Source organism: Ruegeria sp. BG8, from assembly GCF_056538325.1.
This window is the reverse complement of sequence record NZ_JBQFSZ010000005.1, coordinates 87,592-101,031: the sequence shown is the minus strand read 5'-3', so window position 1 is coordinate 101,031 and position 13,440 is coordinate 87,592. Positions and strand designations below refer to the sequence as shown.

General features: G+C 55.4%; 14 protein-coding genes. 4 read left to right on the top strand and 10 right to left on the bottom strand.

Annotated elements, in window-relative coordinates; genetic code table 11:
* Nucleotide 1: 1 nt before the first annotated feature.
* The 10 genes from ACR0DG_RS11890 to pobA all read right to left on the bottom strand — a co-directional run bounded on the left by ACR0DG_RS11890 (nt 2) and on the right by pobA (nt 9,418).
* Nucleotides 2–865: an ABC transporter permease gene (locus ACR0DG_RS11890; protein WP_480697092.1), complete on the bottom strand. Its 864-nt coding sequence runs from the start codon at nt 863–865 to the stop codon at nt 2–4.
* Entirely contained in the window at nt 862–1,944 is a 1,083-nt protein-coding gene (locus ACR0DG_RS11885) for an ABC transporter ATP-binding protein (RefSeq protein ID WP_480697094.1), read from the bottom strand. The genes ACR0DG_RS11890 and ACR0DG_RS11885 overlap by 4 nt, the downstream gene beginning before the upstream one ends.
* A 239-nt stretch (nt 1,945–2,183) precedes the next feature.
* Nucleotides 2,184–3,161 carry a GntR family transcriptional regulator gene (locus ACR0DG_RS11880; protein WP_480697096.1) on the bottom strand — a complete coding sequence of 326 codons (978 nt, stop codon included), beginning with the start codon at nt 3,159–3,161 and terminating at the stop codon, nt 2,184–2,186.
* Complete coding sequence (locus tag ACR0DG_RS11875) at nt 3,158–4,393, bottom strand: ABC transporter substrate-binding protein (RefSeq protein ID WP_480697098.1); 1,236 nt, start codon at nt 4,391–4,393, stop codon at nt 3,158–3,160. The genes ACR0DG_RS11880 and ACR0DG_RS11875 overlap by 4 nt, the downstream gene beginning before the upstream one ends.
* Before the next feature lie 186 nt (nt 4,394–4,579).
* The gene (locus ACR0DG_RS11870; RefSeq protein ID WP_480697100.1) at nt 4,580–5,641 is read right to left on the bottom strand and encodes a 3-carboxy-cis,cis-muconate cycloisomerase; all 1,062 of its coding nucleotides are present in this window, start codon (nt 5,639–5,641) and stop codon (nt 4,580–4,582) included.
* 33 nt (nt 5,642–5,674) lie between these two features.
* Nucleotides 5,675–6,526, bottom strand: coding sequence for a 3-oxoadipate:acetyl-CoA acetyltransferase (locus ACR0DG_RS11865; protein WP_480697102.1), 852 nt, complete (start codon nt 6,524–6,526; stop codon nt 5,675–5,677).
* Nucleotides 6,519–7,118 carry a protocatechuate 3,4-dioxygenase subunit alpha gene (gene pcaG / locus ACR0DG_RS11860; protein ID WP_480697104.1) on the bottom strand — a complete coding sequence of 200 codons (600 nt, stop codon included), beginning with the start codon at nt 7,116–7,118 and terminating at the stop codon, nt 6,519–6,521. Before pcaG ends, ACR0DG_RS11865 begins: the two co-directional genes overlap by 8 nt.
* A 2-nt stretch (nt 7,119–7,120) precedes the next feature.
* Complete coding sequence (gene pcaH, locus ACR0DG_RS11855) at nt 7,121–7,846, bottom strand: protocatechuate 3,4-dioxygenase subunit beta (RefSeq protein WP_480697106.1); 726 nt, start codon at nt 7,844–7,846, stop codon at nt 7,121–7,123.
* The gene (gene pcaC, locus ACR0DG_RS11850) at nt 7,843–8,226 is read right to left on the bottom strand and encodes a 4-carboxymuconolactone decarboxylase (protein ID WP_480697108.1); all 384 of its coding nucleotides are present in this window, start codon (nt 8,224–8,226) and stop codon (nt 7,843–7,845) included. The genes pcaH and pcaC overlap by 4 nt, the downstream gene beginning before the upstream one ends.
* Nucleotides 8,227–8,248: 22 nt before the next feature.
* A complete protein-coding gene (gene pobA, locus ACR0DG_RS11845) occupies nt 8,249–9,418 on the bottom strand; it encodes a 4-hydroxybenzoate 3-monooxygenase (RefSeq protein ID WP_480697110.1) in 1,170 nt (389 codons plus the stop codon).
* Nucleotides 9,419–9,669: 251 nt separating this feature from the next.
* On the opposite strand from pobA, the gene ACR0DG_RS11840 reads away from it, so the two are divergent.
* From ACR0DG_RS11840 to ACR0DG_RS11825, 4 genes are all read left to right on the top strand, one after another.
* Nucleotides 9,670–10,698: a TRAP transporter substrate-binding protein gene (locus ACR0DG_RS11840; RefSeq protein WP_480697112.1), complete on the top strand. Its 1,029-nt coding sequence runs from the start codon at nt 9,670–9,672 to the stop codon at nt 10,696–10,698.
* Between the two features lie 86 nt (nt 10,699–10,784).
* A complete protein-coding gene (locus ACR0DG_RS11835) occupies nt 10,785–11,345 on the top strand; it encodes a TRAP transporter small permease (protein ID WP_480697113.1) in 561 nt (186 codons plus the stop codon).
* Nucleotides 11,342–12,838: a TRAP transporter large permease gene (locus ACR0DG_RS11830; RefSeq protein WP_480697115.1), complete on the top strand. Its 1,497-nt coding sequence runs from the start codon at nt 11,342–11,344 to the stop codon at nt 12,836–12,838. Before ACR0DG_RS11835 ends, ACR0DG_RS11830 begins: the two co-directional genes overlap by 4 nt.
* 107 nt (nt 12,839–12,945) lie before the next feature.
* Complete coding sequence (locus tag ACR0DG_RS11825; protein ID WP_480697117.1) at nt 12,946–13,413, top strand: 4-hydroxylaminobenzoate lyase; 468 nt, start codon at nt 12,946–12,948, stop codon at nt 13,411–13,413.
* Nucleotides 13,414–13,440: the final 27 nt, after the last annotated feature.

Genomic DNA, 13,440 nt, shown 5'->3' with positions numbered 1-13,440 from the left:
ATCACAACTCGCTTTTAAGGTCGACGATGCGCAGGAAACCGGCCACGACGATGCCCAGAAGGATGGTCAGGATGACGCCCACGACCGAGGCCATCGCCCATTTGAGCGAACCCACCTGCGTGACGATGATGTTGCCCAGCAGGTTCACCTTGCGCCCCGACAGCGCGCCCGAGGTTGCGAATTCACCCAGAACCATCACGCTGACAAAAATTGCGCCAACGACCACACCCGGCAGGCTGAGCGGGAAGATGATCTTCCAGAAGATGCGACCAAAACCCGCGCCAAGATCGCGCGCGGCCTCGATGATATTGCGGTCGATGCGGCCCAGCATGAAGGCAATCGGACCGACCATGAACACCACGTAGATCTGTGTCATGCCGATGATCACGGACAGTTCCGAGAACAGCAGAACTTCGATCGGACTGTCGATCAGACCCAGCTTTTGCAGGATGATGTTAATCGCGCCTTCTTTGCCCAGCATTGGCCTCCACGCCAGCACGCGGATCAGGAACGACGTCCAGAACGGGATGACGCACAGCACCAGTAACACGGTCGAAACCGTCTTGCTTTTGACCAGAAGCCCCACGAACAGCGCCGCTGGGTAGCCGATGATGAAGGTCAGTGCCAAAACGATCAGCCATAGCCGCAGCGTCGTCCAGAGCGCGCCGACATAAGCCTCAGAGCTGAAGAAGTTCTTCCAGCTATCCAGTGTCAGCGTCGAGTTGATGGCAAATGTCGTCTGGGTCCAAAACGACACATAGACGATCATCATGATCGGCGCGACCAGGAACAAGATCATCCAGAACACGCCCGGCGCCAGCAGCCATCCGGTAAAGGCGTTACGGTCAGAGGAGGCGGCGCTCATGCTGCGGCCTCCTTGCCAAAGACGATGGCGTGCTCGGGGTTCCAGGACAGAACGTAATCCTGACCGACCTCGTATTCGTCAGGTTCGCCAAAGCTAAGGTGGTGGTCTATTTCGACCTGTTTGTGATCCTCCGTTTCAAAGAACGAGATCACAGAAGACCCAAGGTATTCACTGGCCAGATAGCGTGCGGGCAGGGCGGGACCGGGCAGCTCTTCCCCTTTTCGGAATGCTTTGGTGCGGTCATAGCGGATGGCGTAGACGTCTTTGGCGTTGTGGCATGCGTCTGCGACCTGAACGGTTCCGAACGGGCCGTGAAATTGTCCAGCGTCCAGCGTTCCGTCAAACAGATTAAAGCGGTTCAGGAACAATGCGACGTCCGAGCTTGCCGGCGTGTCATGAATGTCTTCTGGCGTTCCGGACTGGATGATCCGACCCTGATCCAGCACCGCGATCGTGTCGCCCATAGCCAGGGCTTCGGTCTCGCTTCCGGTGACGTGCAAAAAGGTGACGTCGAGCCGTTCGCGGATCTGGCGCAATTCGGTCTGCATCCGACCGCGCAAATTGGCGTCCAGCGCGCCCAACGGTTCATCCAGCAGCACCAGTTTTGGTTGCATCACCAGCGTGCGGGCCAACGCGACACGTTGTTTTTGACCACCGGAAATCTGATCGGGAACGCGGTCTTCCAGACCCTCCAGTCCCACAAGGCCGATCATTTCGGTGACGCGTGCGTCTGTTTCCGCGTCCGGAACATCTTCGACGCCATTGCGCAGGCCGAACGCGATGTTTTCAAAGACGGTCAGATGAGGGAATAGAGCGAAATTCTGGAATACAAACCCGATCCCGCGTTTGTGCGCCGGAAGATCAGTGATGTCCTGACCCAGAAAATGAATGCGGCCTGTGTCGGGCTTTTCAAACCCGGCCATTACACGCAGCAGGGTTGTCTTGCCCGAGCCCGATGGCCCTAGCAAAGAGATGTATTCGTTCTGTGTAGCTTCAAACGAAATGTCGTCCAACGCGGTCAAGTCACCGAAGTGCCGCGAGACACCGTCCAGCCTGAAGATGGAATCTGTCTGACCCATTCACTTCCCCACAAGGTATTCAGGCCGCACACAGCTTTGCGATATCGGTGCCCCCTCAAACCAAACGGTTCAGCGGGGCCACAATTTGCAGCCTCTTAAAACGTACTTCGTATGAAAGTTTGCAAAAAAAGATGGGTCAATAATCATTTTCTAAAAAATAATTAATAAAAAAATCAGAAAAACGCCACGAAAAGGCGTTATCACTAATTTGTAAAATGAGTTTTGGGTACTTGAGTCATTTATAGTGGCGACAGGTATCTCGGAATCGCTTCTGCTTCGGGGACAAGCGCGACGATCTTCAGGCGGGCTACATTCTTGTCTGCCAAGAGGCGCAGATGCTCTTTCAGGTACTCTGCTGCAGCGGTGATCTGGCGAGATCCGATAAGATCAAAGAGGATACGATATTGGTCAACCGCGACGTGGTCTGCCGGCAGACCCAGCCGGTTCAGGGCTTCGTTAACGGAAGACAGCAGCAGTCGGTTGTTGCGTATCATGTCAACCAAAGCGGCATTCGGGGCCCTTTCGAGGCAGTGCTTCTGAAAGGCCGCTTCGTAGGCGGTCGTCTCTCGTGTCAGTCCCTGACGAATCTGGTCGCGCACTTTGTTAATCTCGGCGGGTTCGATGAAATCAGCGGCCAGGGTCAGGGCGGCCGGCTCAACGATGGCGCGCAACTGGTATTTTTCACGTAAAACCCGTGCCGTCAGTGGGCCGGCCAGCCAGTGAGACGACGCGCCCTTGCGGATCAGACCGCGTTCATTCAACCGGCTAAGCACATCGCGGGCTACGGTACGGCTGACGCCGAGAAAATCGGCAAGTTCGGTTTCGATCAAACGGAATTCACCAAAGACCTGGCAGGCTGCAACATCCGCCTCGACCTGATCATAGACGCGCATCCAAGTACCGCGCACAGCCAGTGACGTTCTGGATCGGTCGGGTATATCCAACTGAAACTCGTCAATTGGTCGGCGGATAGGTTCCAGATCGGCTTGCCCGACCAGATATCCACGGCCGCGAAAGCGGTGGATCAACCCTTCTTCATGCAGCTTGCGCAGTGCGACCTGGACGGGCGCGCGGCTGGTCAGCATAACCTTTGCGATTGGCCCCTCGATCAGAACCAAACCACGGGGGAGGCGTCCGGATTGTATATTCCGTCTGAGAATGTCGCTGATAACTTCATAAAGCGGTTCCTGCCCGCGCAAGCCGGCTGATTTGCTCATGACCTGCCCTCTCGGATAGACGAGATAAATCGGTTCCAGGCGCGGGCGGCATAGTTGTATTCATCCATGACCGTGTTCCACAGCGCAATTCGGCTGACCCGTTCGTGATACGCGCCACCTGCGCGGCGGCTTCCTTTGCGAACAACTGTCTGACCGTTGGTGCCAACAAGGTCTGATCGGGCGATCTGACCGTCGTACCAGTAATCCCATTCATCCTCGGACAGATACTCGCGCGTTTTCTCCGGGACGGTCATGTAATAACCCTGTCTGGCCATAACGGCACCCGCTTTGCCCGTCAGCCACCAATTCAGGTACTCGTAGGCCATGCCCAGCTTGGTACCGGTAAGGTGGCGCGCAAGTGATGCGCCACCATGCCAGGCACGATACCCTTCGCGCGGGACACTTTCGACAAAATGCGGCTCCATCGGGCCAAGGTTGCCATAGGACGGTGACCACATGCTTTGGGCCGCAACTTTTTCAGCATGCAGCAAAGCCTCGGCGTCCTGAGCGGATTTCCAGCTGTCGCAAAAGAAACCCTGCTGCCTGAGAGTTTCCAGAAGCGCCATCAGGCTGTCTATCTCATCGACGGTCATATTGCCGATGTCTGCAAAGCTGAGATCACCGCTGGCCTCGGCGGCCAGTGCCACGTCGAACAGACCAATTGCGGGTTCGTCGACGATTGCAATCCGTCCCTTGGCGCGCTTGTCCAGCAACCATGCCCAGCTTGAACCTTCTGAGCCCTCTTCGCCAAATACGCGGCGGTCGTACCCAAACGAGTCTACGTTATGTGCAGTAGGCAGCATTGATATAAACTGCATAGGCTGCTGTCCGATCACCCCGTCAGGCTGGACGTACAGCTTGCGTACAGGGGCGTCCCCGTATCCTTGCCGCATGTATTTGCTGACACCACCCAGTTTGGACAGATCGCCAATGTTGTCCCATTCAGCAATACGCTGCGTATCAATCGGTTGAAGTGCGCCCCAATACCAGACGATGTCGAGGTTGTGGAAGCACTGCTCGTAAATATCATAGTGTTCTGGATGCGTTGCGGCCCGACGCTGACAAGTCAGAAAGTCCAGGGATTCATATTCGATATCGAATTGCAGATCCGCCATCGCCATTTGACGGACGTTTTCCAACAAGGTCACATCTGTTCCGATAACGCGCAGTGTGCGACGTTTGACCCGTGGAGGCGCTGCAAGTTTGTGCTCGACAGACAGGTCGATTGGCATTGGCAATCCAGATTGTTGGTCGTTCCAGAAACGCGAGCCGCCGCAGTGGGCTAGCCCAGTTTGATTGTTAGTGCATTCGTGTGCGTTGATCCACGAGAACCCTTGACCTTGATTGGGAAAGGACGATCTTTCGATGAAATCTGCGTTTCGAACAACCCTACGATTTCCGGCGATTTGCGATTGGGTTCAGTTCTGGGAACCATTGATCGAGGACACGCGTGCACAAAGATCAATTGCGGCTGACAATGAGCGCGCAGTCGCCTTCGCCATATTGGGCAGGATCATCCATTCCAACGCCCAAGCGCTTCCGGACCGCTCCTGTTCATGTACCATTGCGTGATGCATCGCAGATACCTGTGTCGCGTTATACCTTGCCAGCGTAACGAGAAGCTCGGCCAATATAGGGTTCTGTTTATGCGGCATTGCGGACGATGTGCCGCCACCCGTCAGCGTGACCTCATCTATTCCCTGTTGTGCCATCAGGCAGATATCCTGTCCCATTTTGCCCAGCGAACCGGAGATCATTGAAAGAAGCCCCGCGTATTCCACCAATCCTCCACGCGTTGTTTGCCAGTTTTGGTCAGGTACATGCAGGTCAAGGTCGGATGCGATTTGGTTTGCAAGGTCCGGGTGTTTGGACCCTATGGCTTGGTTATCGCCGACTGCGCCGCCAAGTTGCACGCATTCGACGCGAGGGCGCAGTTGTTCCAGTCGGGTTTGATGGCGGCGTATTGGGTCCTGCCAAGAGGCGATCCTGTGTTCTGCCTTTATCGGAAGCGCCGCCTGCATTCGGGTCCGTCCCATTATGGTTGTGTGACCGAAGCTCTGTTTGAGGTGATCCAGATCTGCGCCAAGTTTCGTCAGGCGCGTCGACAAAAGATCCGACATATCCTTCAGGCAGAGTGCAAGCGCCGTGTCCATGACATCTTGCGATGTCGTGCCGGTGTGAAGCGCCTCGGCCAGAGGGCCTGCATCGCGCCTGAGTTCGTGGACCAACGCCGGAACCGGCAGGCCATCTGATGACGCGCCTGTTTTCAACGCTTCGATGCTGGGTTTTGCTTGTTCAATCCAAGCCGCAGCGGCCTGTGCTGTTTCAACGGGAACCTTGCCGATTGCACCAAGGCCGCGAGAATAGGCGGCTTCGAATGCCAACATATGCGCAAGGGATCTGTGGGCAGACCAGATTGCGTCAGCCTCTGTGTCACCAAACAAGCCAGACAACCACGGGTGATCGAAAACGTCGCTCATACCTCTATGCTCTCAGAAGACATGCGCGCTGCATTACGTATCGACCTTGCGTAGGCCCAGTATATCTCGGGTTTGAGAAACGCTTGCGACAGGGCGCGAGTGGTTTTCACAGATTTCCACCGTTCGTCTGACCAGTGCGGCATTCGAAGGGGCCAGTGTATCGCGATCCAGTCGGACGTTATCCTCAAGGCCGGTTCGTGCATGACCGCCCGCAGCAATGGACCATTCGTTCAAAACGATCTGGTTGCGCCCGATCCCGGCGGCACACCAAGGTACATCCCCCAGTAGGCGATGCACAGTTTTCACATAAAAGTCGAACACCTCGCGATCGACGGGCATCGCGTTTTTCACGCCCATGACGAATTGGACATAGGGAACGTCCTTTATTTGTCCGTCCCGATACATTTGTGCTGCTTTCAGGATGTGGGACAGGTCGAATGCTTCGATCTCTGGCTTGATGTCGTATTTTACCATTTCTCCGGCAAGCCATTCAACCAGATCAGGTGGGTTTTCATACACCCGCGTTGGAAAATTGTTCGAGCCCACTGATAAAGAGGCCATGTCCGGTGCAAGAGGCAGCATGCCGCCGCGCGCTTGCCCGGCACCTGACCGCCCTCCGGTCGATAATTGAACAATCATGCCCGGACAGTGTTTTTCGATGCCCTCTTTCAAAGCAGCAAAGCGCTCGGGGTCAGACGTGGGTTTTCCGTCATCGTCGCGCACATGGCAATGCGCAATCGCGGCACCTGCTTCGAATGCGGCATGGGTGCTTTCGATCTGTTCAGCGACAGTGATCGGGACGGCCGGGTTGTCGGCTTTGGTGGGAACCGAGCCGGTAATTGCAACACATATGATGCACGGGGTATTCGTCGCGCGTTCAGACATCCAGAAACACCGTCTCATTCTGGCCTTGCAGTCGGATGTCGAACCGGTACCCGTCAGCTTCTTTTTCCGCGACTAGGGTGGCCCGCCGAGCAGGTTGCTCAATCTGGTTCAAAACCGGATCTGATGCGTTGGCATCGGCTTCGTCGGAAAAATAGAGACGCGTGTTCAGGCCGACATTGATCCCCCGCGCAAGCAAAAGCAGGTTGATATGAGGCGCCATAAGACCCTTTGCGCGATCTGTGACTGGCCCCGGTTTTATCGTTTCAAACGACCATTCTCCGGTTTCGAAATCGGGCGTGACTCGACCCCAGCCATGAAATCCTTCCTCAACTGCGCCTTGCCCCGGGTATGTTCCGGCAGCATTCGCCTGCCAAGTCTCGATCAAAACATCTTTCACGGGTGTTCCAGTTCCATCCCAAACGAGGCCGCGAATAGTAATCCGCTCGCCCGCTGCATTGGGCCCTGCGATGTCCCGACCCAGTTCATGTGTATACACGTCAAACCCCGCCTCGCCCGGTGCTAGCCCGATGTGAACATAAGGCCCCGCAGTCTGAGAAGGAGTCTCTTTGAGGTAATCGAGTTTTTGAACCATGGTCAGTTCCCCTCGGGCCGATTTTCAAAATAGGTCGAACGATGGCCGCGTAGAATGATGTCGAATTTGTAGGCAATGCTGTCGAAGGGGATCGTTGCATTCATATCAAGCGCTGCAACCAGTTGATCAATGGCCCGTTGATCGGGGATCGTGTTCACGATCGGGCATTTGGCGATCAGGGGATCGCCTTCAAAATAAAGCTGTGTGATCAGGCGTTGAGCAAAGCTAGTGCCAAAGACCGAGACATGGATATGCGCCGGTCGCCAGCTATTCACCCAGTTGCGCCACGGGTAGGCGCCCGGTTTGATCGTTCTGAAGATATAGTAGCCGTTTTCGTCAGTAAGTGTGCGCCCACACCCGCCAAAATTCGGGTCAAGCGCGGCGAGATAGGTATCCTTTTTATGTCGGTATCGCCCGCCGGCATTCGCTTGCCAGATCTCGACCAGAGTATTTGGTACGGGGCGCGCGTTTTCATCCAGAACACGCCCATGCAACAGGATGCGTTCACCGATCGGATCGCCCGTCTTGGCGTAGTTTCGCAGTAGGTCGTTGTCCAAGGGGTCGATTTCTCGATGCCCAAAAGTCGGACCGCTCAACTCGCTGGTCGTCGTATCGATTGACAAAAGTGCGTTTGAAGGGGATCGGGTTAGGCTTGTTTTGTAGGCCTGCGCATAAGCTGGCGGATGCCATTCGCGGTCGCGCTGGAATAAATCCTTTGGCTGGGTCATACAGCATCATCCTCGATCTCGGCCAAGGTTGCCTTGGCCATTTTAATTGCCCTGTTAGCGCAAGGTACGCCAGCATAGACGGCTGCGTGCATAAAAGCCTGCATGATGTCGGCTTTTGAAGCGCCGGTGTTGGCGCAGGCCCGGACATGCATTGGTATCTCGTCGAAGTTGCGCGTTGCTGCCAGCAGGGCCAGCGTAATCATGGAGCGTTCGCGCGCCGAGATCGTGTCGTCCGCCCATAGCGTGCCCCAAGCACCTTCGGTGATCATGTTCTGGAACGGCGCATCAAAGTCGGATGCCTGTGCCTGAGCGCGATCGACATGCGCGTCCCCCAAGACCCGCCGCCGGACTGCCATTCCTTTTGAGTATCGATCGGTCATAATCTTTCCTTTGTGCCACGCATCAATATGGTAATCCGACATAGTTTTCGGCCATGGCTTGTTGTGCGGACATGTTTGTGCGCAGGAAATCAATCTCCGCGCGTTGCATTTTCAGGTCAAATTCCGATTGATCTGGGAAACGGTGCAGCAGTGATGAAAACCACCAGCTGAACCGCTCTGCTTTCCAAATGCGCGCAAGTGCTCTTTCGGAATAGGCGTCTATCCCTTTGTGTGAGCCAGTCTCATAGAAGTCACGTAGCGCGTTCAGCAGGTAATGAACGTCTGACGCAGCCGTATTCAATCCTTTTGCGCCTGTTGGCGGAACGATATGCGCGGCGTCCCCACACAGAAACAGCCGACCCCAACGCATTGGTTCGGTGACGAAGGATCGCAGCGGGGCAATTGATTTCTCGATAGAAGGTCCGGTGATCAGGCTTTCGGCATAGGCGCCCGGAATTCGCCGTTTCAGTTCCGCCCAAAATGCCGTGTCGGTCCAATCTTCGGGGGAATCGGAAAGAGAACATTGAATGTAATAACGGCTCAGATTCTCATTGCGCATTGAACACAGCGCAAACCCGCGCTGGGATGAGGCGTATATCAGTTCTTCATGCACCGGGGGCGTTTCGGACAGGATGCCAAGCCATCCAAATGGGTATATCTTTTCGTACTCACGACGGATGGTCAGTGGGATGGTCTGGCGGCTCACTCCGTGGAACCCATCGCAGCCCGCGACGAAATCGGCGTCGATTCTTTGTTCGTGACCATCAACGGTAAAGGTCACGAATGGCTGATCGGAATCCGCGTCATGGATTGTCACGTTTTCTGTATTGAAGATCGACGTCCCGCCTGCGGCTTCTCGCGCGTCGTACAGATCGCGGGTCACCTCAGTTTGTCCGTAGACGACGACGGGTGTTCCGGTCAGGGCTTGGAAATCCACTCGAAAACTGGTGTCCCCTGCTGCGATCAGGGTCCCATTGTGCTTGAAACCTTCGCTGCGCAGACGTTCGGCAACACCGGCCTGCTCCATAAGGTCGACAAATCCTTTTTCCAATACGCCGGCACGGATACGGCCCAAGACGTAGTCTTTGGTTCTGCGTTCCAGAACAACGCTGTCGATCCCATGTACATACAGGAGCTGAGACAGAAGCAAGCCTGACGGTCCGCCTCCGATCACAACGACTTGAGTGCGCAATTGATCCTCCCGATCCAATTGCAAGCAAGATTACACTGCCGCTACCGTTTGGCAACGCGCAGGGAAAAGGGGTGGTAAAACGCTAAGAACACAGGGTCGATCCGAAACTGGCCCTTGCTTGAAAACAGGAACCGGCATCAAATCGACGTCAAAGTTCTGTGTGCGGGTTCGCAAAACGGATAAAAAAGTTGCGATATTGTGCACGTCATGCATTAAATCGCATCAAGATATAAAATGCAGAGGAGGAAACAATGTATATCTCACGAACGCTGATGGGGGCCTTCAGTGCCCTCGCACTTGGTTTCGGCACTTCGGCTACGGCCGCAGAATATGAGTTCAACCTGCAAAGCTTTTTGCCGGCGCAGGCGACGATTCCGGCACAGATTATTGATGTCTGGGCTGACAAGATCGAGGCAGACTCTGACGGTCGAATTGAGATTACGCGTTATCCTTCGATGCAACTGGGCGGCAAGCCGCCAGAGCTGCTGGACCAGGTTATTGATGGTGTGATCGACATCACCTGGAACGTGATCGGCTATACACCTGGCCGTTTCCCGTCGACCGAAGTGTTTGAGCTGCCGTTTCTTGTGAACGACGCCAAACCCGCATCCGCCGCATTCTGGACTCTGCTGGAAGAAGACATCGCAGCACGTGAGTTTTCGGATGTTAAAGTTCTGGGCGGTTGGGTGCATGGTCCCGGCATGATCCATGCCAACAAAGAGGTGCTGACACCCGACGACTTCAACGGCATGAAAATCCGCGGTGCATCGCGTCAGGTCAATTCGCTGCTGAGCACCTTAGGTGCAACGCCAGTAGGTATGCCCGTCCCTGCGGTGCCCGAGGCATTGTCCAAAGGAGTAATCGACGGTACCACCATCCCGTGGGAGGTGACCAAAGCGCTGAAAGTTCCAGAGTTGGTTGAAAACCACACCGAATTCACGGGTCCGATGATGTATACGGTCACCTTTGTTCTGGCGATGAACAAGGACAAGTACAACGCGCTGCCTGATGACCTGAAGGCAGTTGTCGACAAACACTCGGGGCTGGAATTCTCGATGTTCGCTGGCGAAGTGCAGCAAGCATATGACGAACCAGCGCGTGAGATTGCATTGGATCGGGGTAATAACGTTGTCACGCTGGATGCCGAACAATCGGCGGTGTGGGCCGAGGCGGCACAGCCTGTTTACTCAGCATGGTTGGCGGAAATGAAAGAAAAGGGCATTGACGGTCAGGCCCTGATCGACCGTGCCAAGGCGTTGATGTCCGAATACGGCAGCTAAGCCTGAACGGAACCGGTCGCGCGGCACTTGGTTGTGTCGCGCGGCTTTTTTGATGCGCGCGGCCTGGCATTGCAGGCGGAGGGGACATGCACCGACACATTGAAAAACTAGCGCGTGGTATGGCGCTGATTGGGGGCGTCGTTCTTACCGTTCTGATCGTGTTGATCTGTGTTTCAGTTCTTGGTCGGTCGTTGAACACGCTTTTGCATGGCTGGCTTGGGCAGGTGATGCCGGGCTTTTCGGAATGGGCGCTTGGGCTGGGCGTCGGGCCCATCAATGGCGATTTTGAGATCGTCGAGGCCGGCGTCGCCTTTTCCATCTTCGCGTTTTTGCCTCTGTGCCAGCTGAATTCTGGGCATGCTGTGGTGGATATCTTTACCTCAAAGCTGTCTCCGCGGTTCAATCGCGCCCTGCAGATGGTGATCGAAATCGTGTTTGCGGCGGTGTTGGTGCTTATTGCGGTGCAGCTCTTTGGGGGCATGATGTCCAAACTTCGGTTTGGCGAGAACACTTTTATCCTGCAATTCCCCGTCTGGTGGGGGTACGCCGCCAGCCTTTGCGCGGCAGTGGTTGCCGCAATTGTCGGTATCTATATGGCGAGCGTCCGCATCCGTGAATGCGTGTCTGGAAAGGAAATACTGTTGTGAGCGATCTCGCTATCGGGTTGCTATCTTTTCCTGCCCTGCTTTTTCTGATCTTCGCTCGGGTCCCGATCGGGTTGGCCATGTTCGTCACTGGTCTGGTGGGGATCGTTTTGGTAACCGGCAATCCGGATATTCCGCTGGGACGACTTAAATCGGAAACCTATTCGACGTTCTCAAGCTACTCTTTGTCCATCGTGCCGATGTTCCTGTTGATGGGTTATTTCGCAACGCTTGGGGGCATGTCTACGGCGCTGTTCAAAGCAGCTGAGGGGTTTTTGGGACACCGCAAGGGTGGCGTCGCAATGGCCGCGATTGGCGCGTGTGCCGGGTTTGGTGCAATCTGCGGATCTTCGCTGGCAACGGCTGCAACAATGGGTCGTGTCGCCTTGCCAGAGTTGCGCCGATACGGATATGCGGGTGGGTTTTCAACCGCGACGCTCGCGGCGGGAGGGACGCTGGGTATTCTGATCCCTCCTTCAGTCGTGTTGGTGATCTATGCGATCCTGACCGAGCAGAACATCGCCAAGCTGTTTCTGGCGGCTTTCATTCCCGGTATTATGGCAGCGTTGGGCTACGTGATCGCTGTCTCGATTTACGTGCGTCTTCACCCCGGCAGCGCCGGAACGCGCGCGCCAGTTCCATATCGGGAACGCTTTCGTTTGTTGCTGGACGTATGGCCTGTGCTCTTGGTGTTCGGCGGTGTCGTCGGCGGGATCTATGCCGGATGGTTTACACCCACCGAAGGTGCAGCAGTTGGTGCTGCGGGTACCGGCCTGATCGCGTTGGCCAATGGCGGGCTGACGATTGCAACCTTTAAAGACAGTATCATCACAACCGCCAAGTCGACAGCGATGATCTTTTTCATCATTCTTGGTGCCGGTTTTTACAATGGGTTTTTGGCGCTGACGAATGTCCCGCAGGAATTGGCGAATTTTGTCCTGAGCAAAGGGTTCAGCCCGTGGGCCATTCTGGCGCTGATCCTCGTATTCTACCTTATCCTTGGTTGCGTGATGGACAGCTTCAGCATGATCCTGCTGACCATACCAATCTTCTATCCTGTTATTTCCGTTCTGGACTTCGGTCTCGTCGATTTGATCGCGATGCAACATGATGCAGCACGCGCTGCCTTGGCAGGTGCCGCGGACATAGCGCCGGAAATCAAGGCCGAAGTCGAAGCTCTGATCGCGTCAGGTGCTGAAATCAGTCGGGACCTGCAAAAAGAGATCGGCATCCGCGTTACTCAGGGAATGGCTGACCGAATTGCGGAAGAACGGACAGCGATCTGGTTTGGGATACTGGTTTTGATCGTGGTTGAGGTCGGGCTGATTACGCCGCCTGTCGGTATGAATCTGTTTGTCATCAACGCCATGGATAAAACCACGGGCATGCTTGAAACCTACAAGGCAGTTTTGTTCTTTGTGGGCTCGGACATCATCCGCGTAATCATTCTGGTGGTGTTCCCGGCAATCACGTTGTTCCTGATCCCATTTGGCTGACATCTTCACGATTGTGCATGAAAGTGCATAAAAAATAAAAACCATGTTGCAGACTCTGATTTAAGTGATGCAATATAACGCACAGACAGCTCAGCCAGAGGACGCCAATGCCAAAGCAAGACTTTATTCAGGTGCTCGACCAGATTGGGCAGGATATCGCAGGACATGCACTGGACGCCGAGCTTGAGGCCATGCTGAACCGCACCTATCCACCATCCTCGGCCACATTCAAAAAACTGGCGGCGCTGTGCAGTGAGGGAGAGGCCGAAGGCTGGCTCATGGCGCGCGAAGCCGGAGGCATCCGTTACGGCCGCGCCATCAAGCCCGGTGAGATCGCGGGCGAGTTCAGCGTTGATGTTGTGCGAATGAAAGACGTCCGTGGCCCACATCACGTGCACACAACTGGCGAGATCGGCGCGGTCTTTCCGTTGGACGGAGCACCGCAATTCGATGGCAAGGGCGAAGGCTGGTACGTCTACGGCCCCGGTTCAGACCACCATCCGACGGTCGAAGGAGGGGACGCTTACGTGCTGTACCTTTTGCCCGACGGGGCCATCGAATTTACCGGCAAGTAACTGGTCTGCCGAGGGGAGGAGGAACCC